The organism is Streptomyces sp. NPDC054783 (assembly GCF_053611725.1).
Genome location: NZ_JBSHAY010000010.1, coordinates 247,981 through 270,749, shown reverse-complemented (window position 1 = coordinate 270,749; position 22,769 = coordinate 247,981). Strand labels below are relative to the sequence as shown.

The window sequence follows — 22,769 nt, the reverse complement described above, 5'->3', positions numbered from 1 at the left end:
AGGCGGGAGAGATTTCGGAGCCTGGGGCAACCCGTCCGCCCACGCGAACGGCCCCGACGAGACGTCCGAGGCCGAGTAGAACCCCTCCCTGGGGATGAACCCCAGGTCAGAGCGGTGATGCGTGGTGCCCCCAGCAGGATTCGAACCTGCGACACCCGCTTTGGGAGTTCGATCCGCGTTCGCTCCGGTCGCGGCGTTCTGCGGTGGCGGAGTCCACTCTGGGGCAGGCAAGTGTTGTGGCGTCCCGCGTCGTTGACGTCATTCGTGGATGTCAGCCTGATACGACCGCCCCCAAGGCTGCCTGCCGACTTCGACCTTGGTATCGGCGGAATGGGATCACGGACGCCGGACCGGCTGCAGTGCTCCGCGCTGCCGTGGGCCCACTGGAACCTTCCCTGGGTGGACGCTCGTCCTCCAGTGCAACATGTTCAGCTTCAGCGCATACTTCACCGGCCCCCTGACCTCATCGGTTCGCCAGCTGCTCGATTTCGCCTGGACGCAGACCCGAGCCTGCGCTTTCGCCATCGCCCTTCTGTCCGGTGTGGCGGTGTCCACCCTGCTGTCAGGCCTGCCGGTGGCCCGATACGACCTGCTCGTCGTCTACGGCGTGCTGCTCACCATGCTGTTCTGGCTGCGGGGCTGGGAGACCGGGCGGGATATCGCTGTCATCACCGTCTGCCACGTCATCGGTCTGGCTTTCGAGCTGGTGAAGGTGTCCCTCGGCTCGTGGAGCTACCCGGAGCCGGCCGTGCTGAAGTTCGCCGGCGTACCGCTGTACGGAGGGTTCCTCTACGCGGCCGTCGGCAGTTACATCTGCCGGGCCTGGCATCTCTTCGACCTTGAACTGACCCGCTACCGGCCCAGGGCGACAGCAGCGGTGGCCGCGGCCATCTACCTCAACTTCTTCAGTCATCACTGGCTGCCCGATGTGCGCTGGCCGTTGGCCGGACTGCTGGTGGCCGTCACCGCGGGCACCTCCGCGCGGTTCACGGTGCGCGGGGTACGCCGCCGAATGCCGCTGGCATTGTCGTTCGTCCTGATCGGCTTCTTCCTGTGGGTGGCGGAGAACCTCGCCACCTACGTGGGCGCGTGGCGCTACCCCTACCAGCTCCACGGCTGGCAGCCGGTCAGCGTGGAGAAGTTCGGCGCCTGGTCCCTGCTGATCAGCATCACGGTCGTCCTGGTGGCCGCCAGCCGGCCAAGCGCGGCCGATCGACGTGGGTAGCCGATTCACCGGGCCGGGACCTTACGGGCTGATCTTCGTGCGTGAGAAGAAGGGCGGCGCGCCGCAGAGGCGTCGCGCGCGCGCCGTGGGCGGGCCTTGTATGAAGCAGGGAAAGTCTTGTCCCGATCGGCTCTTGTGGCCTTGATCCAGGGTCTCGGGTGCCCACCGGTGGGTAACGCCGTCGACGCGGATTCGAGCCGCCGAACCGCCCGAACTGTCACGCTGCGTCGAAGTCCGACCGGGGCCGGACGTCCACGACGAAGTCCGCATCCTTGAGGTCGCCCTCCTCGTCGTGCCAGAGGAAGAGCCGCACGTGCATCGCGTGGTGGAGGCCGGTCCTCTCCCACTCGGTCATCAGGTCGGCGACGATGCGGCCGATGGCGTGCTTGGCTCCCTCGGCCGAGTCGGGGGCGATGATCGCGCCCCGCCACCGGTCGGGGTCGCTGCCGTAGGGGCGCCAGCCCTCGGAGCCGTGCGGCTCGAACACCCGGAACGCCCAGTCCGTATTGGTGTTCATAACACCAATCCTGTCACTGCAAGGAGCCTCATGCGCCGCATCGGATCGACGCCCGCCGAGCGCGGGTCGGTCGGAGCGAACAACTGCCCCGACGTCTTCGAGATGGAGGACGGCAACTTCTTCATCATCGGCAAGGTCGTCATGGCGGACCAGACGCCGGACGCCGAGGAGCTGCGTCGGCTCGGTGCCTCCATCGGCACCGACGAGCTGGCCGTCATCGTGCCGCGCGACTGCATGCTGGCCGCCGCGAAGCAGCTCGTGGCCGAGGGCGTCGTCGGGTAGGAACCCCGCCTCGATGCATCTGCGGGTGCGTTCATGACAATGAGGCGTATCGCGAGTGTGAGGTGGCAGCTCTGGCCGCGCTGACCGGCGTGTGGTCCGCCGAGCAGGTGGAGCAGACCTATTCCGTCGCCCGGCACCGGCGCGCCTGGCTGGAGGCCTGAGCGTCAGGCGCCGAGAAGCTCGCGGCCGTCGTGGCTTCGCACCTGAGGCCCGTTGCCGTCCAGAGCGTCCCAAGAGCCGGATGGCGAAGACCTCGGACATGCGCTCGCTGACCTCCTCGGGGGTGAGCCAGTCGGCAGCGGTAGAAGCAGATGTCAAAGGCCCCGGGTCAAGATCGGTCCGGGGCCTTTTGCCTGGTGCCCCCGGCAGGATTCGAACCTGCGACACCCGCTTCAGGAGTGGGATCGGATCCTTGCCGGGTCGTGCGCGGCGCTGCCGTGTGATGCTGTCTCGCCTGGTCAGCGGCACGCGGCTGGGTGCTTCATCCGGCTCGTGGTGGCCTGTGCCGGACAGTCCGCTCACGCATCGCGCACGCACGTCGGCATCGGTCGGCAATGCCGGAGCGGGCCTCCGCGTCGGGAAGGCCCGCTTCGGCGAGGGCACGGCTGCGGGACTGTCAAGCCCGGCGGTATCGCAGGTCCACCGTCTGTGCGGGGTGGCCGTCGTGGATCCGGGCCCACCGGACCGGCTCGACACCAGGGCAGGCGAACAAGCCACACCCCGGAGCCGAGCATGTCGGAGAGAGGCATTCATCTGCAGGCCGGTGCGTTGCCTTCGGTGCCGGCCCCGCGGACCGGGACGAGGAGGGTGAACGTGGCCGGAGCCCTTCTGGTGAGGGAGAGTCGGCCGCCGATGGAGTGGGCCAGTTCGGAAGCGAGGGCGAGGCCGATGCCCGTCCCGTGGCCGCCACCGGTGTGTCCGCGGTCGAACAGCTGCGCTGGCTCGCCCTTCGCGGCTCCCTCGTCGCTCACGTCGAAGGCGAGGGCGTCGTTCAGGTCCCGCACCACCAGTCGCGCGGTTCCGCGTCCGTGCACCCGTGCGTTGTCCAGCAGGACGCCGAGAACCTCCGAAATGGGGCCGCTGGGGACCAGGACATCCGCGGGTGCGTCATGTGTGCCGCACTCCAGGCGTCTGCCGTCGGCGGCGAACAGGCCGCGCCAGTGCTCCTGCGTCTCCTGAAGGAGGTGTGCCACCGCAATGTCGCCGGCGGCCGGGCGGGGCCGGTCCGGGGGGCGGGACAGGCGCAGCACTTCCTCCACGGTCTGGTGGAGGCGATGGGTGGTGTCCAGTGCCTCGGTCAGGGCGGGACGTAGCCGGGCGTCGTCGTCCTGGGCGAGGCCCGCCTCCAGAGTGAGGTGCAGGCCGGTGAGCGGGGTGCGCAGCTGGTGGGAGGCGTTGGTGACGAAGTCGCGTTCGCGGCGCAGGAGTTCGGACAGGCTGCGAAGCATCGCGTTGTGCGTGCGGGCCACCTGATCGATCTCGGCGATGCTGCTGGGGGCCGCCCGCGCGTTCAGGTCCCCTTCGGCGACGGCCCGGCAGTGGCGGGAGAGGTCCTCCAGCGGGGCGGCCAGCGCCCGAGCCTGCCGGCGGGCGACCAGTACCGCGATGGTCAGCGCGACTACGGTCACGCCGAGTAGTACGCCCCACGCAGCCAGGACCCGGTCGCGTACGGCGTCAGCGGGGGAGGACGCGCGGACCACGCCGATCACCTGCTCGGCGTGGGAGACCGGTACGGCGGCGACCAGATCGCCGCCCGACTGGCCCCGGACCACCTCTCCGTCAAAGGCGCGGTGGACCGGCGCGTCCGCCATCTCAGGGCCGCTGCCCGCCCGCTTGGCCTGCTGCGGGTCGTACAGGCCCAGATGCCCCCCGGCCGGCGCCCTGGGCAGTTCCACCGGGTCACCGGTCGCATAGTCCGGGCTCACCCGTACGGCCGCGGCGAGGGCCGCGCGTTCCAGGGTGTCGTGCTGTCCGGCGTACAGGGAGGACCTGATGGTCAGGGCCAGGGGGACGGCGAGCAGGACCACGGCGACCAACGCGGCGGTGAGGGCGACTCGCACCACGCGCTGTCTCATGCCCTCATCATGCGGCGGTTCGGCGGGGCGCGCGGGGCTGGGCTCACGCTTTTGCCGTCGTCTAACCCTCGGCGAGCAGGGCGTTAACCGGCCGCTTCCTAGCGTGGGTGCCATGACCGTCCGGTCCGGGGTATCCCTTGGAGGGCAGTGGTGATGGCAGCACACGCACGGACGTCCGCGACAGTAGGGCTGGTGCTCGTCGCAGCGGTGACCGCGGGCTGTTCCGGCTCCGGCTCGCACTCCGGTTCTGGTTCGACGACGTCATCACCGCCGGCTTCCTCGGCGCGTGTCGGAAACGGGCAGAACAACCCGGCACCCGCTCCCACCGAGTCCAATCCGCCCGGTGACATCCCCGACAACCAGGTGTACGTCGGCTATCGGCCGGCCGGTGGGTCCTTCTCCGGTTTCACGGTGAAGGTGCCTGAGGGCTGGGCCCGTACCGAGCAGGGCGGCAGCACGGTGTTCACTGACAAGTTGAACACCGTGAGGATCACGGCGGTCCCCGCGTCCACCGCGCCCACGGTCGACTCGGTCACCAAGACGATTGTCCCCAAGCTGCGCTCCCAGGTGCCGAAGTTCGCCGCGCCGAAGGTGTCGGAGGTGTCTCGGCACGCGGGCCGTGTCGTCCGGTTGACCTATCAGGGTGACTCGGCGAAGGACCCGGTCACGGGCAAGGTGGTGCGCGACGGGTTCGAGCGGTATGCGTTCTACAAGCCGGGCCACGAGGTGGATCTGACGTTGTCCGGCCCGGTCAACGCCGACAACGTCGACCCGTGGCGGATCATCAGCGACTCCTTCGCCTGGCGGTGAGCACCATGGCGTCCGAGCCGGTGCTGGCTGCCCGTGAGCTGTACCGCTTCTACCGGGCCGGCGAGGAGGAGACGCTCGCGCTGCGCGGGGTGTCACTGCGGGTCGGGCGGGGCGAGACGGTGGCGGTCGTGGGTCCCTCGGGATCCGGCAAGTCCACCCTGCTGGCCTGTCTGGCCGGGCTCGACGAGCCCTCCGGCGGCGAGGTCCACGTGGACGGCGTACGCATCAGCCACCGACCCGAGACCGAGCGGGCACGGCTGCGCGCCCGGCACATCGGCGTACTGCTGCAGACCCGCAACCTCTTGCCGCATTTGAGTGTGCGGGACAACGTCCGCCTGCCGCAGCGCGCCGCGGCCCGTAAACCCGTCACCTCGGCCAGGGAGCTGCTGACCCAGGTGGGCCTCGGCGAACGGATGCATGCGCTGCCCCGGCAGCTGTCCGGTGGCGAGCTGGCCCGGGCGGGGCTGGCCGTGGCGCTGGCCAACGCGCCCGCTGTCCTGCTGGCCGACGAGCCGACCGGCGAACTCGACGGAGAGACGGAGCGGGTGGTCCTCGCCATGCTGCGGGAGCGGGCCGCACAGGGGTGCGCGGTGCTGATCGTGACGCACAGCGCGGAAGTCGTCCGGAGCGCGGATCGGGTGATCACGCTGGAGGACGGCAGGGCAACCGACGCCGCCTGTCCCGCGGCGCTGGGGGCGCCCGATGCCACGGGATGAAGCGCTCGTGACCTGCACCGACGCGGCTCTCACCTTCGGCAGGGGCACACAGGCGATCGTGGCCGTACACGGCGCCGACCTGGAGATCGGGTCCGGCGACCGGCTCGCCGTCGTCGGCCCCTCCGGGTCGGGCAAGAGCTCGTTGCTGCATCTGCTGGCCGGGCTCGAGCAACCCACCAGCGGCACGGTGACCCGGGCCGCCTCCCTGGGGCCGTACGACATCGGTCTGGTCTTCCAGGGCGACAGCCTGATCCCCGCGCTCAACGTGGTCGAGAACGCCGCCCTGCCCCTGGTCCTCGCCGACCTGACGGAGCAAGAGGCCCGCCGGGCGGCCCTCGCGGCGCTCGCGCTGGTGGACGCGGCCGATCTGGCGGACCGGCTGCCCGAGGAGATCTCCGGTGGTCAGGCCCAGCGGGTGGCCGTCGCCCGGGTGCTGGCCCAGTCCCCGCGCCTGATCCTCGCCGACGAGCCTACCGGCCGCCTCGACCACGCCACCGGCGGCCGTGTCCTCGCCGCCCTCCTCACCGCCGCCGACCACACGGGCGCGGCCCTCGTCGTCACCACCCACGATCCCGCCGTGGCCGCCCGCCTCACCACCCGGCGCGCCATGCGTGACGGCCGGCTGCTCGCACCCGAGGAGGTGCCGTGATCGGCTCGTGGACGGCCGGCCTGGCCCGCCGCCGCACCGGACGTCTGCTGGCTGCGCTGGCCGGGATCGCCCTCGCGGTCGCCCTGGTCGCCGCGCTGGGCTCTTTCCTCACCGCGTCGAAGGCGACCATGACCCAGCGTGCCGTGCGCTCGGTCGCCGTCGACTGGCAGGTCCAGGTACAGCCAGGCGTCGACCCCGGCGCGGTGATGTCCCTGGTCCGCAAGGCGCCGGGAACCCGCGCCGCCCTGCCCGTCGGTTTCGCCCGTACCACCGGCTTCACCGCGCGCATCCAGGGCAGCACCCAGACCACAGGCCCCGGCATGGCCCTCGGCCTGCCTGACGGCTACCGCGCCCTCTTCCCCGACGCCATCCGAACCCTCTCCGGCTCCCCGACCGGCGGTCTGCTGGCCCAGCAGACCGCCTCGAACCTGCACGCCGCTCCCGGCGACACCATCGCCATCCAGTTTCCCGGCGTCGGGCTGAGGCCGGTGAGGGTGGACGGCGTGATCGACCTGCCCCAGGCCGACTCCCTCTTCCAAACCGTCGGCGCACCCAGCCAGTCCCAGCCGACCGCACCCCCGGACAACGTCGTCCTGCTGCCCGCCGCCAGGTTCGCCGCGCTGACTCGGGGCGCCTCCGCGGTCACGACCCAGATCCACGTGGCGCGCGAGGACGCCCGCCTGCCCTCCGACCCGGCCGCCGCCTTCACCGCGGTCACCCGCGCCGCCCACAACCTGGAGGCCCGCGCTGCGGGCGCCGCACTCGTCGGCAACAACGTCGGCGCCGCCCTCGACTCCGCCCGCCAGGACGCCCTGTATGCCCAGATCCTCTTCCTCTTCCTCGGCGTCCCCGGCGCGGTCCTGGCCGCCGCGCTGACTGCCGCGGTCGCCTCCGCCGGCGGTGAGCGGCGCCGGCAGGAGCAGGGCCTGCTCCGGCTGCGCGGCCTGCGCCCCCGCCAGATCACCGCCCTCGCCGGGCTGGAAGCGGCGCTGATCGGTCTCCTCGGCGGCCTGGCCGGACTGGGCGTCGCCGCGCTGACCGGCCGCCTCGCCTTCGGTGCGGTTTCCTTCGGAGCGGGCGCGGGTACCTGGGCCGCCTGGTACGGCATCGCTTTCGTCCTCGGCGCGGTCGTGGCCGCAGGAGCCGTCCTCGTCCCGGCCCTGCGCGACCTGCGCACGGTGACCGTCGCGGAAACCCGCAAGGAGTCCGGCGCCCGCAGCACACGAAACCCCCGGTGGATGCGGTACGGCCTGGACTTCGTCCTCCTGATCGGCTCCTGGCTGGTATTCCGCGCCTCCTCCGGCAACCAGTACGCCCTCGTCCTCGCCCCGGAGGGCGTGCCCAGCATCTCCGTGTCGTACTGGGCCTTCCTCGGCCCCGCTCTGCTGTGGATCGGCGCCGCCCTGCTGCTGTGGCGGCTCACGCTCCTCGCCCTCACCCACGGCCGCCCCGCCCTGGCCCGGCTGGCCCGCCCGCTGACCGCGACCCTCGCCGGCACCACCGCCGCCACCCTCTCCCGGCGCCGCCGTCCCCTGGCCCGCTCGGTGGTGCTGCTCGCCCTCGCCGTGTCCTTCGCGCTCTCCACCGCCGTCTTCAACGCCACCTACCGGCAGCAGGCCGAGGTCGACGCCCGCCTGACCAACGGCGCCGACGTCACCGTCACCGAACCACCCGGCGCCCGAGTCTCACCCAGTGCAGCCGGCTCGCTGAAAGTCTCCGGCGTACGGCACGTCGAACCCCTCCAGCACCGCTTCGCCTACGTCGGCTCCGACCTGCAGGACCTCTACGGCGTCCGCCCCGACACCATCGCCCGGGCCACCTCCCTCCAGGACGCCTACTTCGCCGGCGGTACCACCCAGCAGCTCATGCGCAAGCTGGCCCAGCGCCCGGACAACCTGCTGGTCAGCGTCGAAACCGTCAACGACTTCCAGCTTGTCCCCGGCGACACCGTCAACCTGCGCATCCAGGACGCCCGCACCAAGGCCCTGCGCACGGTCCACTTCCACTACGCCGGCATCGCCAAGGAGTTCCCCACGGCACCGAAGGACAGCTTCTTCGTCGCCAACGCCGCCTACATCGCCAAGGCGACCGGCAGCGACGCGGTCGGCGCCTTCCTCCTCGACACCGGCGGCACCGACCAGAAGCAGATCGCCGCGCGCCTGCGCTCGCAGCTCGGCACCAGCGCCACCGTCAGCGACCTCACCCAGACCCGTGGCACCGTCGGCACCAGCCTGACCTCCCTCGACCTGGCCGGACTCACCCGCATCGAGCTCGCCTTCGCGGTCCTGCTGGCCGCCGGAGCCGGGGGACTGGTCCTCGCCCTCGGGCTCGCCGAACGCCGCCGGACCTTCGCCATCGCCACCGTCCTCGGCGCACGCACACGCCAGCTGCGCGGCATGGTCCTCACCGAGGCCCTCCTGCTGGCCGCAGGCGGCCTGGCCGGGGGCGCCGTCATCGGATGGGCGCTGTCGGAGATGCTGGTCAAGGTACTTACCGGCGTGTTCGACCCGCCGCCCGCCGCTCTGGCGGTGCCCGGCGTCTACCTGACCCTGACCGGACTCGCCGCCTTGATCGCCGTACTGGCCGCAGCTCTGAACGGCATCCGCGGCGCCCGGCGCCCCGCGGTGGAGGAAGTCCGCGACCTGTGAGCCCGCCTGCAGGGGACCGACCTGTCTACTCTGTTGCCATGGGCACGCCTGCCACACCGGACCGCAGTCGCCTGCACATCCTGGTCGTCGAGGACGACGACACCATCGGACGCCACCTGGAAACCGGCCTGCGTGTCAACGGCTACGCCCCCGCCTGGAGCCGCACCGGCGCCTCGGCCCTGGCGGAGACGGACCGCACCGCATACGACGCCGTTCTCCTGGACCTCGGCCTGCCCGACCTCGACGGACTGGACCTCGCCCGTGCCCTGCGCGCGCGCTTCCCCGACCTGCTGATCGTGATCCTCACCGCCCGCACCGACGACATCGACGTCATCGCCGGCCTGGACGCAGGCGCCGACGACTACCTGGTCAAGCCCTTCAGCCTCACCGTCCTGCTGGCCCGCCTCCGCGCCCACCTGCGCCGCCAGACCATCACGTCGCAGCCACAGCCCCCACTACGGCTCGGCGACCTGGTCATCGACACCACGTCCCGTCGCTGCACCCTCCACGACACGGACGTCCCGCTGCGGCCGAAGGAATTCGACCTCCTCGCCCTGCTCGCCCGGAACTCCGGCACCGCCGTCTCGCGCGAAACGCTGATGGCACAGGTGTGGGACGAGAACTGGTTCGGCCCCACCAAGACCCTGGACGTCACCATGGCCGGCCTGCGCCGACGCCTCACCCAGGCCGCCGAGAAGTCCGCCCGCCCTTGCCGGTTGCCTCACATCACCACGCTCCGAGGGCATGGCTACCGCCTCGAGCGCTGTGGCTGGAGCGATGGGGCCGGGACGAAGAGCTGACTGGCCCTCGCCTGTTCGCGCAGTAGGGTCTGCACTCATTCGGCCGACGCCATCCGGTCAGCGACCGCCCCACGAGAGTCTGCGGACATGCCCGGGCTGCCGCAGGCGGCCCCGGCCGCATTGCGGTGTCCGCAGCTCGCCGGCGTGTGCCGAGGAAGCGCGGTTCTCTGCGCCGCCTCGGCACACTGAGCCCGTCGGCCGGGTGGACCGGCCGGGAGCTGTGCGGTCCGTCAGCCCATGTCCGTCAGGAGGGCGTTCAGCTCCTTCTCCTGCTGCGCAGGCGACATCGGCGGGTTCGAGTGATCGATGCCGAACGTCTTGAGCACCTTGTCCATCTGGGCGTCGATGGAGGTCCAGCCGGTCTGGTCCAGCGGCTGCAGCGAGGCCTGGTCGGCGTCCCACAGGTCACGCAGCGACTGGGCGGCCGCGTGCGCGCCGGTCGCGTTCCCCGAGCGTGCGTCCTTGAGCGAGGTGGAGGCGAGGGTCCGCAGCGCTCCGACCTTGGCGGGCGGGAACTTCTTCACCGCCTGGCCGGGAGCCATCTGGACGGCGGAGGTGTTGTCGGTCTCCGGCGCCGGGCCGACGTGCGGCTGGGCGTGGGCCCAGACCAGCAGGCCCGCGGTGGCGACGGCCAGCAGTCCGAAGCCGGCAAGCGCGGTGCGCTCCTTGCGCGGGTTGCTGGTGGTCGGTGCGGCGTGGGTCGCCTCGTGGGTCTCGGTCACGTCCGGGCGCGTCACCGTCAGGTAGACCACCGTCGCCAGGATCAGGCCGAGGAAGATCAGGCTGGTGGTGAACGTGCCCAGCGCGAGACCGGTCGGGTCGCCCGGGTTCTGGGCGGCCTTGGGGGAGGCGAGCCAGTCGCCGATGTTCGCGCCCAGCGGGCGGGTCAGGATGTAGGCGAGCCAGAAGGACAGCACCGGGTTCGCGCCGAACCTCCACAGCGCCGTGATCGCCGCGATGAGGCCGAGCGGCAGCAACACCGAGACGCCCGGGCTCCAGCCGGTCAGCTCCAGAGTCCAGTCGCCGGTCGCGGTGCCGAGCGCGAAGGTGACCAGGACGGTCAGCCAGTAGAACGACTCCCGCGAGAGCGTGGTGACCGAGTGGATCGACAGCGTGCGCTCACGCGCCCACCACACGCCGAAGACCACCGCGAGCAGCACCGAGAAGACCGCGGAACTGATCCACAGCGGCACGTTCAGCTGGTCGGTCAGGATGTCCGTGTACAAGGTGCCCGTGACGCTGACAACGACCACGGTCAGCCAGTAGGGGAACGGAACGTACCGCTTCAGCCGCAGCTGGACGGCCAGGACCACCACGAACACCGCGGTGAAGATCCAGGCCGTGTTGACCAGGCCGACGCCCAGCTTCATGTTGATCCAGTCGGCGAAGCTCTCACCCACCGTCGTGCACAGGACCTTGATCACCCAGAACCAGATGGTGACCTCGGGAACCTTGTTGAGCATGAGCCGCCCGCTGCGCGTGCGTGCTTCCGTTGTCGTTGTCATGCGGTGAGGTTTACGCGGCGAACCTGCACGCAACCTGACTACGTGGCCGCACGCGCGGCCGGGAGCATCACCTCGACGTGACCGCGGCCGTCCGCGATCGCGCGGACCTCCACACCGGCCGAGGTGGCGATGCGCTGGACCACGGGCAGCCCCAGCCCGTACCCGCCGCCGCCGGTCACACCCGGTTCAAAGACCCGGTCGACCTCCGCGGGATCGAATCCGGGGCCGTCGTCCAGGACATCGACCACGATTGCCTCACCCTGGATGCGCGCGGTGATCCACACACGCGACCGCGCATGCCGCAGGCCGTTCTCCAGCAGGGGCGACAGCAGCGACACGGCGACGTCGGCCGCCACGGCGACCTCGACCTTCGGGGGAAAGGCGACCTCGACCGCGCGGCCGGCGATCGCCTGCCGCGCGGCGGAGCGCAGATCGCACCGGGTCCCCTCGTCTGTCCGTGCGCGCGCGGCGCGCAGAATCGTAGTGATCGCCGCATCGAGGCGGTCGACCTCGCTCAGCACCGCCTCCGGCGGCACCGGCTCGCCGGACAGCTGCGCCAGCTGTGCCTCGGCCCGCAGGACCGTGAGCGGTGTCCGCAGTTCGTGGGCGATCTCATCGGTGAGCCGGCGCTCGTCCGCCAGCGCGTTGTCGACGCGCTCCAGGAGATGGTCCAGGGTCCGCCCCAGTTCCCCGAACTCGTCGCGGGGAACTCCGAGGTTGAAGCGGCGCCCGGGTTCGCGATGGCTCCAGTCGTCGGCGAGGGCGGCCATCTCGTGCACGACCCGCAGCGCGCGGCGCACCGCGAGGTGTGCGACACCGCCCGCGAGGAGGATCGTGAGGCCGCCCAGTATCAGCGACAAGGTCAGGCTGCGCTGCTCGGATGTCTCGTAGGGCGTGAGATCCACCCGGACGATCACCATGACGTGGTGGCCGTCGATCGGGACCTTGCGCGCGTACAGGAGGTAATCGCCGACCGACGCGGTCTGCGATCGCCCCGAGTCCGCCAGCTCCTCGACGCGATCGACCACGCTCGGCGGCACGTTCCCGTCGATCAGGCGGCCGTCGGCATACACCCAGGCGACCTCGTCCAGCGCCTCGCTGCTGTTCTCCGTCAGTACGACACGGCCGCCTTTGGCGGTGACGTTCGCCGCGACCGCCTCGGCGCGAGTTCGTGCCAGATCGCGCGCGTCGGCATCCGTCACCCCGCTCAGCAGCACGTGCGAGACCACGACCAGTATCGCCACCACGGCGGTTGCGATCAGCACAGTGAGCGCGACGACGCTTCTGCGGAATCCCGTCACTGCCATCGGTAGCCCACGCCGCGGACGGTCGCCAGACGCTCGGCCACACCCAGCGGACCGAGCTTGGCCCGCAGCCGGCGCACATAGGAGTCGAGGGTGTTGTCGCTGACCTGCGCCCCGTGCGGCCAGCCGGCAGCGATGAGGGCGTGGCGGCGTACCGCGTCGCCCTGCGAGGCGATCAGGCGGCCCAGCAGCCGGAACTCGGTCGGGGTCAGGCTCATGCTCACCGAATCGTAGGTCACGACGTGCTTCGCCGGATCGAGGACGACCTCGCGCGGTGCGGGCGCGACGGTGGCCCGGCGCAGCAGCGCCCGGACGCGGACCAGCAGTTCCGGGATGTCGAAGGGTTTGGTCATGTAGTCGTCGGCGCCGGCCTCGAAGCCGCCCACCTTGTGATGCAGGCCGTCCAAGGCGGTGAGCATCAACACCGGCGCGTCGACGCCGCGAGCCCTCAGAGCCAGGCAGACGTCGCGGCCGTCGGCGTCCGGGAGCCCGAGATCCAGGACGACCAGATGGGGCGCCGGTGCGAGCTGCCGCAGCAGGCTGTCGGCCGTGGCGGCGACGGAGACGGTGTGGCCGTCGTGCTCCAGGGCGCGCTTGAGGACGTCGCGGACCGCCGCGTCGTCTTCGCACACCATGATGAAAGCCACGTGCTGACCCTAGATACTCCCGTCCCAGTTCTCCATCGGCCCTGGTCAGCCGCCTGACGATCGGGAGCAGTCCGCTGGTGCCGCGCGCCCCTGCCCTGCCATGAAGCCGCGACGGTCGGGCGCGAGGGGCCGAGCCCGCAGCAGCGGTGTTCGCGGGAGCACCACAATGGGTCGCATGGACTCTGTGCAGGAGTACGTCGACTCCATTGCGCCAGGTCACCGTTGGCTCTTCGACCGGGTGAGCGGGCTGATCCTGGAGGAATTCCCGCGGACGAGCGTGGCGCTGTCCTACGGAATGCCCACCTACCGGGTCGAAAAGCGCAGGCTGCACATTGGTGTCTGGCAGCACGGCGTCTCGATCTACGGGTGGGGAACGGACCGCGATGGCGGCTTCAGCTCCCGCCATCCCACGCTCATCAGTGGAAAGGCCACCATTCGGCTGCGGTCCACGGACATGGCGGCCGTCACCGATGATGAACTGCGCGCTCTCATCCGTGCCGCGCTGAAGCCCTGACCGGGGACCCGGCCCTGCACGCAGGAACAGCCAGGCGGGCCCTCTCAAGGCATGCCTGCGCGTAGCGGCCCCGGAGAGCGATGCTCTGCTAGAGATCCACTCCGTGCGTTACACGGAGTTCACGGATCGCCGCGAGGAACTTGAGCAGGCCTTCGTCGAAACTGCCAGGCGTGTGCTCAGTGGGGACCTCGATCAACGGGATCGATCAAGGGCAAGGGCCTGAGGCGGCTCATACGGGGCGCACCGGCTCTCGTGATCGACGCAGTCTCAGCGGCCCAGCCGAGCGCCGCTGCTCGGGTTCTGCGGCACTTGTTTGGAAGATCGCGTATGCGGATCCCGCCTGAGCTGGCAAAACGCTGACCTGCGCGTTCCTGGGCTGCGCGCCGTGGTTCCCCGCTGTTCCCCGTCGGTCGCCGCCCTATCGGGCACGCATGGGGCACGGGGGCTGGCTGCGTGCGGCTACGACGACAGAGTCGGCTTCCTGCGCCGGACGAATCGACGGCAGGCTACCCAGAGGTTGATCAAGAACAGCACTGATCCGGCGATGGGCCAGCCCACTGACCCACCATCGCGGTAGGTCTCGATACCGATCACCAGCAGTAGTGAACCGACCGCCACGCCCATCAGGTCGAGGAAGATGTCTGCCTGCCTCGCGATCTTCGAAAGGTTGACCACGGCTTGATCGTGACAGGTGAACGTGGTCGCCGCCAAGGTCGAGCGCTCTGCCGACAGCTGCACCTTGCCACGCCCCCCTCGACCGGTCGGCCGACCACCCCGCCACGGCACCACTTCAGGGATCGATTTCCCCGGCCGCAGGCGAGTCCGGCTGCCACTACAGGCAAAGCGGTCATAAAATCTATATGAATGGGCACAATCGGACATTAAACGGAATAAGCTGGGCATCGTGCAGCCGAGGGGGTGCACACCGGGACAGCCCCGACGCCAGGAGAAGCTCAATGACCTACGGAACGATGGCCGCTCCCGAGTCCAACCCCCGCGCGAACGCCGCTTTGGCTGCCGACTGCGAGGTGTGCAACGGCTGGGGAAGCGTGATCACTTTCGAAGGGCGGCACGAACTGTGTCAGGCCTGCCAGTCCCCCACCGAACGCGAGTGCCACGACAGCAGCTGATTTCAGGGGGTGTGAGGTCCATGCATGCATTCTGGATCAACAACTTCCTGTCCATGTGCGGGTCGCACCAGACAGAGCGGTCGGCGTAGCGACTTTGGCCGGGAGTTGCTTTGGCGCGAGTGATCATGGCCCCGTAAAGGAGTGAGGGGCAGGCCCTCCTTCTGCTTCCCTGTAGCGGTTGCTCGCCATGAGCGCTGTTGGGGCGCGAGAAGACGACTGCCGTCAATTGCTGCCGTCAATTGCTGCCGTCAAAACGGCCCGGACCATGATCGGTCCGGGCCGTTTTGCCTGGTGCCCCCGGCAGGATTCGAACCTGCGACACCCGCTTTAGGAGTTCGATCACCCGGCTCGGAGCTCCTGGCAGCTCATGAGTGGGTGGGCCACGTACGGTCTCCTGGGGGTGCCTACGTCTGCTGTCGTTGATGTCAGACGTGGATGTCAGCCGGCTCGGTCACCAACCGCCACCGAACAGCGGTTGCAACGTAGCGGCTATGCCTGACGTGATCGCCAGGATGCCACCCACGCTGGCCAGGGTGGTGGTCGCGTTCTGGAACAGCTCCTGCCGGAGCCGTGCCCAACGCGCACTCCAGGAGAGCATCTTGAGCTTCTGCCACTTGTGCTGGCGAAGGTGGCAACCCATGAGAGCGCCGTAGCTGTTGTTGCGGCATGAGCCGCCGCGGCCCTCCGCACCGCACCAGACGGGCACGCTGAAGAAGAAGTAGAAGGCGCTGATCCCGGACAGGACGATGAGCGCGACTGGTCCGAAGTTGAAGGTCAACCAGCCCGCAATGAGTACTGCGAAGACGATCCAACCCCAGTACTTCCCAATTCCGTTCATGCGAGGTCATGGTTCGGTGATGCCAGGGGCGTTGGAGCGGCGCGACCGGGGGCGCACGGAAGCACGCAGGCGGCGCTGGCAGCCGAGCTCTCAGCTTGGGAAGCTGGGGGCACTTAGAGCCGGTTGGGGCGCCGACCTCGGCGAACAGTTGGAACGTAGCTTGGGCTGGCTGAGCACTGTTCACCGTGATTCCCCGCTGTTCCCCGCCCGATCTGGTGCGCTTGTTGTGCGGCGGTGGTGTGCACACCGCCGCCGCACCTTCTGATCGGTAGCTCTAGAGAGATCGGTCAGCGAGGGTCATACGGGGGTACGGGTGGATTGTGAGGGACGCCGTTGGGCGCTGTCGGTTGCTGAGGTTGCTGTACCCCGCTGCTGTACAGCAGCTGATGCCTGGTGGATCGCGGCTCTCCTCGGATCCACATGTCAGGCACCCGCATTGGCCACGACGCAGACATACTCAGGGGGTTGCGCACCACCGTCGTTCGGAAAGTCCAGGACGGCCGGGTAGGTCATCCGGGTGTCGGGGTACGACTCGGCGCAGTCCGGAGGACTGCCGTAGAAGACGGATGTGCCGTCCGCCCGGATGGCTTGTCCGTCGGTGCCCACCAGATCAGCCCCACACTGGTATCCCGGTGCGTTCATGAGCAGAGTGGCATCTTTCCCCGTGCCGTCGCTGCTGCCCGTCCATGCCAGACAGTAGCTGGAGCCGGGATCGCCGCCTGTGGGTGGCTCCGAGATGACGTGAATGGCTTGAAGAGGCGCCGGCCCGCCGCAGAGTGCCTCGATGTCCGCCACGTACCAGGGCGCCCCCGGGGTACAGACCTCCGCCTTCGCCTTACAGCTGGCTGCGCCGTGAGGGGCTTTGTATGTGACGTGAACGCATGCCGGCACGCTGCTCGCCGAGAGAGACGGGGCCGTGCCCGCCCCGGAGGTTGCAGTCATGGACGGGGTGGAGACCGTCGTCGTCGCACGGTGAGCAGGAGCACTGTGCGCCTTCTGGGGAGCCGCTGCGGCATTGGCGGCGTGACCGCCTGCCACTGGCTGGTGGAAGAACAGGGCTACGCAAACGCCGAGGAGCACCGCCAGGGCGCCTCCCGTGATCGTGGCCTTCCACGGAAAGCGATGGGGTGGCGCGTCACGGATGACGGGGATGTTCTCAAGAGTGTCGCCGTTATGGAAGGCGGCGACTTCGTCAGGTCGCGGTGGTCTCTTCGGCGATTCCGGTGTGCTCACGATCCCCCCTGCTTGCTGTGCGTGAGGTTCACGGTAGGGCAGCCAGGATCAAGCGGAGGGCGAACCGGCTGGAATGGTCAACACCATTGTGATTGTGCTGGTGGGATAGACAGAAGGGCAACGCCTCCCCTGGACGCCAACAGATGACGGCCAGCCCCTACGGCGGGTGCGTCGAGCTGTCAGGCGGCCGTGTGCCTTGGTTGCGCCTCACCGGCCTCAACTACTCGGTCTCCCGCCGATCAGGAGGAGCCGCGACGGTCGGGCTCTCAGCTTGGGACGCTGCGATCATTTGCGCGGGGTCGCTCGCTGACCTGAGTGAACGGTCGGGCTGAGGTTTCGCCGGGCCAGGCTGGGCACGCGAAGGTGACGGGATGCCACCGATCACCGCTTTAGGAGAGAGGGTGGGTACTGGTGCCGCTGACCTGCGGCCTTGATACCTGGTGCGGCATCCGGCAACTGGACCGCAGTGCGCCCCCACTGACCCTGGCTGCCCCTGTATCTGGCATGGCTGTGGCACGAACCTCAGCCGACGACAGTCAGCCACGAAGAAAGGGTGCGCCGATCGACTGGGCACGCGTGTGCCTCGGGCACCCACACCGGCATCAGCCACGTTGCTGCTCGTGTCGTCGCTAGCCCAGGCAGTGAGCAGCGGATGCGTTGGGCCGCCCCTCCCGAGGACGAGGGACGGCGGAGCAGGTAGCGGCCTGCCCATATCCGGCTGGCGGGACCCTTTCGGGCGTTCCTCGGCGGTGGCCTGATGGGAAACTATCGCTTAGTCAGTGACGAGTGCGAACCGCTGGACAACGCAAGCACTGTCGTGCTAAGTCAACGCACCCACTGTGTCTCCTGTTCCCCCTCGTCCTGGAACAGCCGTTTACGGTCGTCCTCGTAAAGTGCTGAAGGCCAGACACCATCGGCCTGCCCAGGTGTTGCTTGGCCGGCCGGGCCATCGAGCGCGCCTGATGACCATCTTCAAGGCATCTGGCTGCATGGCGTAGCGCATCAGTGCCAGGATGTGGTCACGGCGAGGGGAGATGAGATGGTGGATCCGGCAGTCATCGGTGCGGTGGGGCGGGTTGCGGCAGCGGCGGTGCAGAGATCGTCGGCTCCAGTCCGCGACAAGGCGTCAGTAGTTGACGACTGGTCGGAAGAGACAGACGAGCGGGGTGGCCTCCTCCTAGAGAATCTCGAAGGTAACCCGCTGACACTGCTGACCCAGGACCAGGTCGAGCAGATTCGAACTTTCGTCGAACTCCCAGAGTCGGTAGCCCTCTTCCAGTTCATGCTGATCGCAAGGCTGGGAGTGAGGGAAAAGGAGATCTTCGCTGAGATCTCCGAAGAGTATCGCGAGACGTTCGTTATCCAGGCCGATGAATTTTGCATCGAGAGGGGATATATCTGGGCAAACCTCGCGGGAGACCTTTGGGAGATCATTTCTTCGCACATGGAGAGCGTATTTCCGAGCGAAAAGGCCCTGTCGCATATCAGCCATGGCGAATTGGCGAGAATTACAGCTTATGTCGGTTCCACGGAGAAGATTGAAGGGAGGTCGCGTCCAGCTAATATCGCGTTTCGCGAAATCGTTGACATCCTGGGCGACCCTGCTCGTTTTGCGAAAGCCAGGAACTATCTGACCGATATTCGGGCCGCATCTGAGCGTCACTATGCGGAACTTAATCTAGCCCATGCTATTAGTCATTCTGTAGAGAACTTCCGCTTCGACTACGGAGCGCTCTACGTTTCCCGGACGCTTAGGCTGCAGAACGCCTATATCCAGCGTGGAGACTCTTTTCTCACTTCACCTACTGGCCGACCGCGATGTGTCGTGATTGGCAGTCCTGGTGTGGGTAAGAGCACCATGACTCAGCATCTAGTCCATCAGTTGTCGAAGGACGATGCGTCAAACGACGCATATGCGGCTGTTGTTGTCGCTTGCAAGGAGGTATCCAACACAGATGGCAGCGCGTATATTCTGGGCGCCATCAGTAAGTCGATAAAGGAAAATCTCCAGCTCGATATCAGTGATCAGGGCCTGAACGACCTTGCCACACTTGGGCGCTGTTTCGTCATTTTCGATGGCATCGACGAGATCATCGACATAGTCCGTCGCAAACAGTTCGTTCGCGTTATTGAATCCTTTGCTGCGCGGTATCCGCTCATCCCCGTATTGGTCACAGCTCGCCGCGTCGGTTACGGGAAAGCGCCCTTCAGTAGCGAATTCTCGGTCTACGAGCTGGATGATTTCTCGGACGACCAAGTCGCGGAATACACGGGTAAGTGGTTTCAGGCCACAGAGAGAAGTGCGGCAGAGAGGGATGCCTTCCTGCGGGAGACGGAAAATGTCCCAGATGTGCGAACGAACCCGCTCATGCTTTCGCTGTTGTGCGCCCTTTATCGTGCCCGCGGGTACATTCCGAGGAATCGGCGTGAAGTTTATAAGGCTTGTGCCGACCTCTTGTTTCAGCGATGGGACGCGATGCGTCATATCGAGCAACCCGTAGACCATCGGCAATATGGGACACGGCTAATGCAGGAACTGGCTCTTTTCTTTTACAAGAGCCAAAGTGCTCAAGCTGGCGTGCAAGAGAAGCAGCTAAGAAAAATCATTTCACAGTTCTTCACCGCGACGGCATCTGTTGATGAGGTGGATGCTGGTAGCCGCGCACAGGACTTCCTCGATTTCTGCGCCGATCGTGCCTGGCTTCTGACCTACCAGGGTACTGACGATCGGGACCAGCGTCTATTCGGCTTCACACACCGAACCTTTATGGAGTATTTCGCTGCCGAAGCTATTGTGCGGCGTTCGCGATCTATCGATGAGATCGTGAAGGAGATCACGCGTGCTTACGAGGCGGATGCTAGCTCCGTGCTCGCTGACGTCATCTTCCAATGTGCCGATGATAAATACGATGGTGGCGCTCGTGAAGTCGTAGCCGGACTTATGGAGAAGGCTCGCGGCCTTGGCTGGAAGAATGCACCGAAGTACATTTCATTGTGCTTGCGTATCATGAATGCTGCACCACTTCCGCCTGACTCAACAAAGCTCATCTTTGATGCGTTGTTCCAGCATTGGGGGGATGGTTCGCCTGAGTCCGATCACGTCACGGCGATGGCGACTTTTGATCTGTACAGAGATCCGCGAAACAGGTTTGTCTCTGCTCTCAGGGAGCAGCCCGAGCGGGCAAAATCGGCATTGCTGCGGTGGGCTAGATTCTATTGCAGAAATGAAACCTCTATGTTTGATTCTGCATGGGGCGAGGATCTGCTGAATGTTGCCTCTGAGCAGTCTTTCGAGCAGATCGACGATGCTGCTCTATTTGCGTATCTGCTGGACAATCGAATTGTGTCCATCGATCAATTTAAAAGAGTTCCGAGTTCCTGGCTGCTGTATGCTCGCGCCTTCGGCGATTCCACTCCCGGGCCGTTGTTCATGGACCTAAGGCGGAGAGTGTGGCGGCGGGAAGTATGCGCTGGTGAAACACTGGTATCCCGTTCCCTTGAGCGGGGTCTGATTCCAACGATGCTACACGGGCAGGAGTTGCTGTTTCCGTGCAGGCTCTTCGCTTCTGACCTTCCTTCTCTGGACGCCTCAGAGTTCTCTGACCTAGAGCTTGAGAAAAGCGATCGTGACCTTATTTTGTGGGTTAGTTGCTTTCTCTACGAGGTATTGGCTCCAAGCTTCCATGACTTCCATGAACTTGTTGGCTATGTGTATGGGCAGGAATGGTTCGAGCGGGCTGCTTCAACACGTCTGAATGGGGTTGGGGAACTTTCGTGCGACATGCCTCAGACTTTCTCGCAGTCAGAGCTCAGCTCCTTTGTGCGTGACGATATAGTCCCGTCGTGGTTTCCTGCATGGTGTTCAGGGCGGCATTCGTTCGTTGTTGAAGAGCCGGAAAGAGATTGATACAGGTCGCACACAGAGGTCGGCGTAGCGGCTTTGGGGTGGCGCTGCTTTGGCGCGAGTGATCATGGCCCCGTAAGCTTGCGGCGCGTCGGGCAGTCTGTGGACCTGCCCGGTAAAGCACGACGTTGGGGCCATGATCTTCGAGGCTCGCGCCAAAGTGGCTCCGTAAAGCCGTGGAGCTGACCGCCCTAGCCACGACGTACCCCTTCTCTGACGGCAGGCGGCTGATTGCTGTGCGCGCGGGACGGGCGCCGGCCGGGCTGGAGCGGGGCGGAGACAGGAGCGCAGGCCCGGCCGGGGGTCGGGCCGCGCGCGGGGAGCGGAGCGAGCCGCCTTGAACCAGTAGAGAAAGTTGTAACTCAGTCGGCTGCGTGGGGCTTGAAGTCGTATGCGCAGGCGGGAAGTTCCACCCCTTGGCGGTGGGCGACCGGCACAAAGAGCACCGGTCGGATTGTCCACGTGATGCGTGTGTGGTCTTGAGTGACCGTGACCGAGCAAGGCTCGAAGCGCAAGAGGGCTCGTCGCGTTGCGATCCGGCCCTGGGACAGCCAAGCCCACGCAAGGTCGGAGGCGTCGGAGTCCAGCGCCGGTGAGATCGTGCGGAGTGTGACCGCGACCCACCTGTCTGCCTGGGGTGCCGAGTGCGCGTCGAAAGCTGCCCGGAGCGCCGACGGCTGGCCGCTGCTGAGGTCTTCAGTCCAGCACTCGCACCAGTAGCCGCGTACGAGTTCCGTCACGATGCCGCTCCTCTGGGATACGCCACGAGCACGTAGCGCGTGTTCTCGTCGTACAAGGTGAGTTGGTAGGCCGTTCCTGCGGCCAGATACGCAAGGGCTCGTTCGTGCTCCGGCTCGTCGGTGAGCCAGTGGCGGCCTGGTCGTGCGTATGCGGCGTCGAGCTGGTCCGTGATGTGACTCGTGCGCTCCTGAAGCCAACGCAGCGCCAGACGGCGACTTGTGGCGGCGTGGGACCCCAGTGTGATGGCGCGGACTTCGTGCAAGGGGTAGGCGGCGGCCCAGCACTGATAAGAGCCGTACTGCCCGGCCGCATGTAGGTCCTCAACAAGGGCCGACGTCAGCATGACTGTCCCTCTGGGCCGGGCTGTGCGAAGAGTTCCGCGGTGACCGTGTGGCCGCCGTCGCTGTCGTGGACCACGACCCGGTGAGCGATCGTGGTGACCATGCTCAGACCTCGGCCGTGCTCGGCCTCCTCGGCTTGGTCCTCGACCTTCGGGGCCATCGCCGCGCCTCCGTCGTCTGTGACGGATAGGGCGATCACCTGTGGGGAGACCGCGAGGGCCAGGTGGAACCTGCCGGACTCCAGACCGCTGGCCGTGTGAAGGATCGCGTTGGCGCTCAGCTCGCTCACGATCAGCTCGGCATCCGCCGCTAAGGGCGATCCACGCAGGATGTCACGGGTCCAGCGGCGGGCCCGGCTCACTTCTTCCGGGAATCCTGGGCAACTCAGCCCCCAGACCCGGGCTGTACTCGTATACTCGTGCATACAAGTTCCTTCGTGCTGGTAGGCCGCCATGTGCAGCGGGTTCGGGCTAGACGAGTTTCACGCCGTCGTGGGCGCGGATGGCCGGCGGGGACGCCGCGTCGAGTGCGTCCAGGACGCGGATCGCGTACGCCTCGTCGGCAAGCTCGGTGACCTCTTCACGGGTGGCCCAGCGCAGTGCGCGGGTCTCGTCACCGGTGGTGGGCGTGCCGTCGGCGGCCTCGCAACGGAAGACCAGGGAGACGATCAAGCCCTTCATGTTCTTGTAGACGCCGGTCAGGGTCGCGGGAAGTGCGATCTTGATGCCGGTCTCTTCGAGAACTTCGCGTTGCAGGGCCTCGGGGATGGTCTCCTCGCGTTCGAGGACGCCGCCCGGGGGTTCCCACTTGCCGTTGTCGCGGCGCTGGATCAGGAGGGCGCGGCCGTGGTCGTCGACGACGACTCCGGCGACGCTCACGGAGTGCGGGCG

Annotated in this window: 22 protein-coding genes and 1 pseudogene; 10 read left to right on the top strand and 13 right to left on the bottom strand. The window is 67.4% G+C overall.

Annotation, left to right across the window (positions count from 1 at the left end):
- Positions 1–424 precede the first annotated feature (424 nt).
- Positions 425–1,225 (top strand): DUF817 domain-containing protein, encoded by an 801-nt coding sequence (locus tag ACWGJ5_RS20325; RefSeq protein WP_453311039.1) that lies wholly within the window; start codon positions 425–427, stop codon positions 1,223–1,225.
- Between the two features lie 217 nt (positions 1,226–1,442).
- On the opposite strand, the gene ACWGJ5_RS20320 is transcribed toward ACWGJ5_RS20325, so the two are convergent.
- Positions 1,443–1,742: a hypothetical protein gene (locus tag ACWGJ5_RS20320; RefSeq protein ID WP_453311038.1), complete on the bottom strand. Its 300-nt coding sequence runs from the start codon at positions 1,740–1,742 to the stop codon at positions 1,443–1,445.
- 30 nt (positions 1,743–1,772) lie between these two features.
- Between ACWGJ5_RS20320 and ACWGJ5_RS20315 the strand changes: the two genes are divergently transcribed.
- Positions 1,773–2,024, top strand: coding sequence for a hypothetical protein (locus tag ACWGJ5_RS20315; RefSeq protein ID WP_453311037.1), 252 nt, complete (start codon positions 1,773–1,775; stop codon positions 2,022–2,024).
- Positions 2,025–2,188: 164 nt separating this feature from the next.
- Here ACWGJ5_RS20315 and ACWGJ5_RS20310 read toward each other — a convergent pair.
- A pseudogene (locus tag ACWGJ5_RS20310) lies at positions 2,189–2,339 on the bottom strand (NUDIX hydrolase); the annotation flags it as partial.
- 434 nt (positions 2,340–2,773) lie between these two features.
- Positions 2,774–4,099, bottom strand: a complete 1,326-nt coding sequence (locus ACWGJ5_RS20305) for a sensor histidine kinase (protein ID WP_453311036.1) — start codon at positions 4,097–4,099, stop codon at positions 2,774–2,776.
- A 153-nt stretch (positions 4,100–4,252) separates the two neighbouring features.
- On the opposite strand from ACWGJ5_RS20305, the gene ACWGJ5_RS20300 reads away from it, so the two are divergent.
- Genes ACWGJ5_RS20300 through ACWGJ5_RS20280 form a run of 5 tightly spaced genes read left to right on the top strand, consistent with a single transcriptional unit; the run spans position 4,253 to position 9,722 of the window.
- Positions 4,253–4,909, top strand: coding sequence for a hypothetical protein (locus ACWGJ5_RS20300; RefSeq protein WP_453311035.1), 657 nt, complete (start codon positions 4,253–4,255; stop codon positions 4,907–4,909).
- Between the two features lie 5 nt (positions 4,910–4,914).
- Positions 4,915–5,625: an ABC transporter ATP-binding protein gene (locus ACWGJ5_RS20295; protein ID WP_453311034.1), complete on the top strand. Its 711-nt coding sequence runs from the start codon at positions 4,915–4,917 to the stop codon at positions 5,623–5,625.
- Positions 5,612–6,274 (top strand): ABC transporter ATP-binding protein, encoded by a 663-nt coding sequence (locus ACWGJ5_RS20290; protein ID WP_453311033.1) that lies wholly within the window; start codon positions 5,612–5,614, stop codon positions 6,272–6,274. Before ACWGJ5_RS20295 ends, ACWGJ5_RS20290 begins: the two co-directional genes overlap by 14 nt.
- Positions 6,271–8,922, top strand: a complete 2,652-nt coding sequence (locus ACWGJ5_RS20285) for an FtsX-like permease family protein (protein ID WP_453311032.1) — start codon at positions 6,271–6,273, stop codon at positions 8,920–8,922. The genes ACWGJ5_RS20290 and ACWGJ5_RS20285 overlap by 4 nt, the downstream gene beginning before the upstream one ends.
- A gap of 38 nt (positions 8,923–8,960) precedes the next feature.
- Positions 8,961–9,722 (top strand): response regulator transcription factor, encoded by a 762-nt coding sequence (locus ACWGJ5_RS20280; protein WP_453311031.1) that lies wholly within the window; start codon positions 8,961–8,963, stop codon positions 9,720–9,722.
- Positions 9,723–9,952: 230 nt separating this feature from the next.
- Here ACWGJ5_RS20280 and ACWGJ5_RS20275 read toward each other — a convergent pair whose 3' ends face one another.
- The 3 genes from ACWGJ5_RS20275 to ACWGJ5_RS20265 are packed head-to-tail and all read right to left on the bottom strand — an operon-like array spanning position 9,953 to position 13,178.
- Entirely contained in the window at positions 9,953–11,227 is a 1,275-nt protein-coding gene (locus tag ACWGJ5_RS20275) for a COG4705 family protein (RefSeq protein ID WP_453311030.1), read from the bottom strand.
- A gap of 38 nt (positions 11,228–11,265) precedes the next feature.
- Entirely contained in the window at positions 11,266–12,534 is a 1,269-nt protein-coding gene (locus ACWGJ5_RS20270) for a sensor histidine kinase (protein WP_453311029.1), read from the bottom strand.
- Entirely contained in the window at positions 12,525–13,178 is a 654-nt protein-coding gene (locus ACWGJ5_RS20265; protein ID WP_450672837.1) for a response regulator transcription factor, read from the bottom strand. The genes ACWGJ5_RS20270 and ACWGJ5_RS20265 overlap by 10 nt, the downstream gene beginning before the upstream one ends.
- 175 nt (positions 13,179–13,353) lie before the next feature.
- Here ACWGJ5_RS20265 and ACWGJ5_RS20260 point away from each other — a divergent pair, with 175 nt between their 5' ends.
- Positions 13,354–13,692, top strand: coding sequence for a DUF1801 domain-containing protein (locus ACWGJ5_RS20260; RefSeq protein WP_453311028.1), 339 nt, complete (start codon positions 13,354–13,356; stop codon positions 13,690–13,692).
- 459 nt (positions 13,693–14,151) lie between these two features.
- On the opposite strand, the gene ACWGJ5_RS20255 is transcribed toward ACWGJ5_RS20260, so the two are convergent.
- Positions 14,152–14,430 carry a hypothetical protein gene (locus ACWGJ5_RS20255; RefSeq protein ID WP_453311027.1) on the bottom strand — a complete coding sequence of 93 codons (279 nt, stop codon included), beginning with the start codon at positions 14,428–14,430 and terminating at the stop codon, positions 14,152–14,154.
- Positions 14,431–14,648: 218 nt separating this feature from the next.
- Here ACWGJ5_RS20255 and ACWGJ5_RS20250 point away from each other — a divergent pair, with 218 nt between their 5' ends.
- A complete protein-coding gene (locus ACWGJ5_RS20250) occupies positions 14,649–14,822 on the top strand; it encodes a hypothetical protein (RefSeq protein WP_453311026.1) in 174 nt (57 codons plus the stop codon).
- 451 nt (positions 14,823–15,273) lie between these two features.
- Here the strand turns inward: ACWGJ5_RS20250 and ACWGJ5_RS20245 are convergent, their stop codons facing one another.
- Both ACWGJ5_RS20245 and ACWGJ5_RS20240 read right to left on the bottom strand, forming a co-directional pair.
- Positions 15,274–15,660, bottom strand: coding sequence for a hypothetical protein (locus ACWGJ5_RS20245; protein WP_453311025.1), 387 nt, complete (start codon positions 15,658–15,660; stop codon positions 15,274–15,276).
- A 423-nt stretch (positions 15,661–16,083) separates the two neighbouring features.
- Positions 16,084–16,455: a hypothetical protein gene (locus ACWGJ5_RS20240; protein ID WP_453311024.1), complete on the bottom strand. Its 372-nt coding sequence runs from the start codon at positions 16,453–16,455 to the stop codon at positions 16,084–16,086.
- Positions 16,456–17,932: 1,477 nt separating this feature from the next.
- On the opposite strand from ACWGJ5_RS20240, the gene ACWGJ5_RS20235 reads away from it, so the two are divergent.
- Positions 17,933–20,800 carry an NACHT domain-containing protein gene (locus ACWGJ5_RS20235; RefSeq protein ID WP_453311023.1) on the top strand — a complete coding sequence of 956 codons (2,868 nt, stop codon included), beginning with the start codon at positions 17,933–17,935 and terminating at the stop codon, positions 20,798–20,800.
- 359 nt (positions 20,801–21,159) lie between these two features.
- Here the strand turns inward: ACWGJ5_RS20235 and ACWGJ5_RS20230 are convergent, their stop codons facing one another.
- From ACWGJ5_RS20230 to ACWGJ5_RS20215, 4 genes are read right to left on the bottom strand one after another with little or no spacing between them, the layout of a single operon-like run.
- Entirely contained in the window at positions 21,160–21,537 is a 378-nt protein-coding gene (locus ACWGJ5_RS20230) for a hypothetical protein (RefSeq protein ID WP_453311022.1), read from the bottom strand.
- Positions 21,534–21,881: a hypothetical protein gene (locus tag ACWGJ5_RS20225; RefSeq protein ID WP_453311021.1), complete on the bottom strand. Its 348-nt coding sequence runs from the start codon at positions 21,879–21,881 to the stop codon at positions 21,534–21,536. Before ACWGJ5_RS20225 ends, ACWGJ5_RS20230 begins: the two co-directional genes overlap by 4 nt.
- Positions 21,875–22,303, bottom strand: coding sequence for an ATP-binding protein (locus ACWGJ5_RS20220; RefSeq protein WP_453311020.1), 429 nt, complete (start codon positions 22,301–22,303; stop codon positions 21,875–21,877). The genes ACWGJ5_RS20225 and ACWGJ5_RS20220 overlap by 7 nt, the downstream gene beginning before the upstream one ends.
- Positions 22,304–22,349: 46 nt before the next feature.
- The gene (locus tag ACWGJ5_RS20215; RefSeq protein ID WP_453311064.1) at positions 22,350–22,757 is read right to left on the bottom strand and encodes an NUDIX hydrolase; all 408 of its coding nucleotides are present in this window, start codon (positions 22,755–22,757) and stop codon (positions 22,350–22,352) included.
- Positions 22,758–22,769: the final 12 nt, after the last annotated feature.

Bases quoted from the DNA above. Each gene is read 5' to 3' on its own strand.
- ACWGJ5_RS20325 (WP_453311039.1), top strand. From the start codon at position 425: ATGTTCAGCTTCAGCGCATACTTCACCGGCCCCCTGACCTCATCGGTT.
- ACWGJ5_RS20320 (WP_453311038.1), bottom strand. From the start codon at position 1,742: ATGAACACCAATACGGACTGGGCGTTCCGGGTGTTCGAGCCGCACGGC.
- ACWGJ5_RS20315 (WP_453311037.1), top strand. From the start codon at position 1,773: ATGCGCCGCATCGGATCGACGCCCGCCGAGCGCGGGTCGGTCGGAGCG.
- ACWGJ5_RS20305 (WP_453311036.1), bottom strand. From the start codon at position 4,099: ATGAGACAGCGCGTGGTGCGAGTCGCCCTCACCGCCGCGTTGGTCGCC.
- ACWGJ5_RS20300 (WP_453311035.1), top strand. From the start codon at position 4,253: ATGGCAGCACACGCACGGACGTCCGCGACAGTAGGGCTGGTGCTCGTC.
- ACWGJ5_RS20295 (WP_453311034.1), top strand. From the start codon at position 4,915: ATGGCGTCCGAGCCGGTGCTGGCTGCCCGTGAGCTGTACCGCTTCTAC.
- ACWGJ5_RS20290 (WP_453311033.1), top strand. From the start codon at position 5,612: ATGCCACGGGATGAAGCGCTCGTGACCTGCACCGACGCGGCTCTCACC.
- ACWGJ5_RS20280 (WP_453311031.1), top strand. From the start codon at position 8,961: ATGGGCACGCCTGCCACACCGGACCGCAGTCGCCTGCACATCCTGGTC.
- ACWGJ5_RS20275 (WP_453311030.1), bottom strand. From the start codon at position 11,227: ATGACAACGACAACGGAAGCACGCACGCGCAGCGGGCGGCTCATGCTC.
- ACWGJ5_RS20270 (WP_453311029.1), bottom strand. From the start codon at position 12,534: ATGGCAGTGACGGGATTCCGCAGAAGCGTCGTCGCGCTCACTGTGCTG.
- ACWGJ5_RS20260 (WP_453311028.1), top strand. From the start codon at position 13,354: ATGGACTCTGTGCAGGAGTACGTCGACTCCATTGCGCCAGGTCACCGT.
- ACWGJ5_RS20250 (WP_453311026.1), top strand. From the start codon at position 14,649: ATGACCTACGGAACGATGGCCGCTCCCGAGTCCAACCCCCGCGCGAAC.
- ACWGJ5_RS20245 (WP_453311025.1), bottom strand. From the start codon at position 15,660: ATGAACGGAATTGGGAAGTACTGGGGTTGGATCGTCTTCGCAGTACTC.
- ACWGJ5_RS20235 (WP_453311023.1), top strand. From the start codon at position 17,933: ATGGTGGATCCGGCAGTCATCGGTGCGGTGGGGCGGGTTGCGGCAGCG.
- ACWGJ5_RS20225 (WP_453311021.1), bottom strand. From the start codon at position 21,881: ATGCTGACGTCGGCCCTTGTTGAGGACCTACATGCGGCCGGGCAGTAC.
- ACWGJ5_RS20220 (WP_453311020.1), bottom strand. From the start codon at position 22,303: ATGCACGAGTATACGAGTACAGCCCGGGTCTGGGGGCTGAGTTGCCCA.